The 4045-nt window shown below is 47.2% G+C and carries 2 protein-coding genes; both read right to left on the bottom strand.

Features of this window, described 5'->3' with window-relative positions; translation table 11 throughout:
- Window positions 1–39: 39 nt before the first annotated feature.
- A complete protein-coding gene (locus VN105_RS04490; protein ID WP_325638344.1) occupies window positions 40–3210 on the bottom strand; it encodes a TonB-dependent receptor in 3171 nt (1056 codons plus the stop codon).
- 216 nt (window positions 3211–3426) lie between these two features.
- A partial coding sequence (locus VN105_RS04485; protein WP_325638342.1) for a class I SAM-dependent methyltransferase occupies window positions 3427–4045 on the bottom strand: 619 nt, incomplete at its 5' end.

The following is a 4045-nucleotide window of genomic DNA, read 5'->3' as shown; positions in this document are numbered from 1 at the left end:
CACCGGCCGGCTTCCTTATCTGCTTTAAACTTCTTATTATTAAAACCCGTAACGCAGCCCCAGCTGTATCTGCCAGGGATTACCACCCGGCACTACCACACCTGAATTTACATTCACATTATAAAGATAAGTGGAGCTGGCAGGATCAAATCCTCCCAAAGAATAAATATTCTGTTTACCTAATAATTTACTGGTACCCCATTCTTTATTGAACACATTGGCGAGGTTGAAAATATCGCAGGAGGGTTCGAGGTATTGTTTTTTGCTGCTGCCAAACCGGATCCTGGTGGCAATCCTCAAATCCCATACACCATAAAAACCATTGATACCGCCATTTCTCTCTGCTATTTTCCCACTGCTTCTGCGGATATAATCTTTCACACTTTTATCGGCCAGCGGGTTATCCAGGATGGCCTGGATATCGGTGCGCATCTTTTCAGGCACTCCGGGGTTATTTACATCAAATACATAAGCCAGGTCGTTTGAGTTTACAAAGTCGCCGTTCACGTTACCACCCACTGCAAGCGAATAACGTGTACCGCCTATACCGGAATAACGCACTCCTACATTGATACCCCAGAAGGTAGGCAGTGTGCCATATACAACTACCTTATGACGGAACTGGTTATCAGAATAGCTCATAGTGCTCAGGTTACGCGGATCATCTTTTACCATCAGCGATAAGGTAGCCGTGTTGGCAACGTCGCCATTATAAGAGGTGTTGTCTTTCGCATCGTTCCAGGTATAACTAACGGAAATTTCACCGTCTTTGTAATAGCGGTAAGTACCATCCACTACAAATGCAAACTGGTTCACTTTTCCGTCGCTGTTCAGTTCCAGTACGCGGCCTACATTCATACTTTTACGGCCCTTCATCCAATCGGTGGCGCCATTGGCAGGATCAATACTGTTTGCCGGCACATACACGCCACGGTTTCCCTCATTGGCCAAACGGAATAAAGGTTGATCCACCATGTTCCTGTCTACATACATATAGTTATGACGCGCTATGGTGGTGAAGAAGGTCACACCCATTTTAAAGCGGTCGGAGAACAAGTGGTTATAAGAGATGTTTGCCTTGTATACCACGGGGATCCTTGCATCTTTACCGTTCATATTAATAGTACCCTGGCGTGGCAGGCCCAGCTTATCAAACATTTCCTTACCCGGTGCAGAAGACGGGTTTTTACGATAACCCGGGAAATCCGGAGTGGGTACGCCTGCGCCCTGGATATCTACGGTGAGTACCTTGGTGCCATCGAACAACATATTGTTGATCATGGCGTAGTTGTTTATATCTGATCCGAAAATAGCGGCGCCAAAACGCAGGTAATCGGTATGTTTTTCATTGATGTCCCAGTTGAACTGGATACGTGGCTGCAGCTGGAAGGTTTTCAGCGAATTATCCGTACGCAGTCCCAGTTCATCATATACCGTTTGATTGAAGTTGGGTTTGTTGAGATAGGTGGTATAATCTGCACGTAAACCGGCAATCATTTCAAAGCCGGGGAACAGGTATGTCTGCATCTGCGCATACAATGCCCCGCTGAGAATATTCTGGTTTACGCTGGGATCATCTGCCAGCGCTACCTCGCGGGCATAGCGGTAGGGTTTCAGGTTATTGAAATTATCCATACCGGTGAAATAGAAGCGGCCGTTCATTTCGCTGCCGTACAGGGAGTTCATATGACTGTACATGATATCCGCACCGAAAGTATAGTTGGCTTTATTGGTATTATAATAAAGGTTGTCTACCAGCTGGAATACGTTATTGTAGAAGTGTTCCGGCGAATAACGCTGCCCTCCCAGCTGGATATTGGTAAACACCGGTTTGTTATTAATGGTGGACTGTACCCTTTCCACGATAGCACGTGGAATGTTCTGCGCCGGCAGTTGATCGCCGGGAGAACTTTCTTCAAAGGTGTACAGGTGCTGCAGTTTCAGCTCGTTGGTGATTTTAGGGTTTACCACTGTGCGCAGCGTTGCCAGTAAACTGTTGTTAATGGCATGTGCATCGGCATATACTTCATAAAGATTGATGGAAGTATTATCATCGCGGCCCAGTGGAGCGCGGTCGTTTACGTAGTTATTGCGGATGGTAAGGAGGTTGCGCTCGTTCAGCTGCCAGTCGATACGTGCAAATGCTGCATCGGTACCGCGTTTCTTGTTGAAAGAACCAAACTGCGGCTGGGAGGATACGCCGTATTTGCTGCGTGCAATATCAAGGTAGGTATCCAGGGTAGACTGTGTAACGTTGAACCGTTTCTCATCTTCCGGCGTTTTAATATCCGCCAGTTGCAGGGGGCGTGCATCTGCCTGGTGATCCCAGGCTACGAAGAAGTGCAGTTTATTTTTGATGATAGGACCGCCCAGGGAGAAGCCGTATTGATAGGTGGAGAAGTCGTTCTGGCGCCGGTTACCACGGGCGTCGTACTTGCTGGATAATGCATCGGCTCTTACAAAGGTGAATGCACTACCGGAAAAGGTGTTGGTACCTGCCTTGGTTACTGTACTGATGGTACCGCCACCGCTGCGGCCAAAGGTAACGTCGTATTGATTGGTGACCACTTTAAACTCGCGGATGGCTTCCATGGAAATAGCGTACGGGCCACCGATACGGGTATTGGTGCCGCTGCTGGAAGTAGGATTTTTTGCTGAAGTACCATCAATAGTGATGTTGGTGGAAGAGCCGAGCTGCCCGGCCAGGTTGCTTCCGCTGCTAAGTGGCGAAAGGTCGATGAGGCTGCTGAAGTTACGGCCATTCACCGGCAGGCGGGCAATATCCCTGGCTGTTACCGTAGTGGCAGCGCCGAAGTTCTCCGCTTTGTTGCGGAGCGCATTACCCGATACTGTAATTTCTTTGATGTCTACGGAAGATACCTGCATTTGAAAATTGGCGCGGATCAGGTCTCCCTGGTTGAGTGAATAACCCGTGCGTTTCTGTTCCGCATATCCCATCGCAGTTACCTGGATGGTGTATGGCCCGCCGAGCGGCAATTCCTTAATGAGGTACTCTCCTTTTGCATTTGAAATGGTACGGCTGCTGAAGCCGGTTGATTCGTTGCGCACCAGTACGGATGCACCGGGAATCAGTTGTTTGGCGTTGTCGGAGATAATCCCTGAAATAGCAGCTTGCGTAGTTTGGGCAAGTAGCGGCTGACTGAAAATGCTGCACAATAAAAGTACAGACAGAATAAAGATAGGTTTCATGAACGCGAAAATATTACATGGTAATTTGAATACTAAGTGTTCACTGCATTCGTAACATAAAGTTCATATCCGGGAGGATATGCATGCATCACACTACTCAGGTGAGTAGTTTTTCAATAATGTGGATATGGTCGAACTGTTTTTTCTGAATGCGATATGGCTATGTCACTGATCTATTAAAATCAAGTTACGGAAAAATAGTTGGTTATTTACGCATCAGCGCGATTTAAAACTGCAAAATAAAAAATGCTGCCGGGTGTTAAAAGGCGTGATATGATCTTCTGTAGTGCAATGCAGCTTTTCAAATAACGGGGTCAGCTGTTCTGTTAATGTTTCTTCTGAATATTGTTTGATGGTGAGGCCGCTGCATTTTTCAGGGCCTTTATCTGAAAAGGTACCTATGGCCATGTAACCATTTACTGCATTACCGGCAGCGCGGAGGTAAGCGGCAATTTGTTCAGGGGTGGTAAGAAAATGAAAGGTGGCCCTGTCGTGCCACACCGCATAACTACGTGCAGGTACAAACGTAGTAACATCCTGTACCAGCCAGTTCACACTTTTTGCCTGTTCTCCCAGCCGCGCTTTTGCGTGTTCCAAGGCATGCGCTGAAATGTCCAGTACGGTGATGTCTGTATAACCGGCGGCCAGCAAGTGATCCACCAGTTTGCTTTCCCCACCGCCAATATCAATCACTGGGGCGTTTTTGGGCACATTAAAGCTGTTTATTAATGCGAGGGAAGCGGCAGGTACTTCCTGTGTCCAGCTCATTTCCTCCGGTTTCTTATTACTGTAAATATTCTCCCAATGATCCTTTCTTTCCATTACTTTATTTATG

It is taken from the genome of Chitinophaga sp., from assembly GCF_035564935.1.
GTDB lineage: Bacteria > Bacteroidota > Bacteroidia > Chitinophagales > Chitinophagaceae > Chitinophaga.
This window is presented reverse-complemented; position numbering and strand designations above follow the sequence as displayed.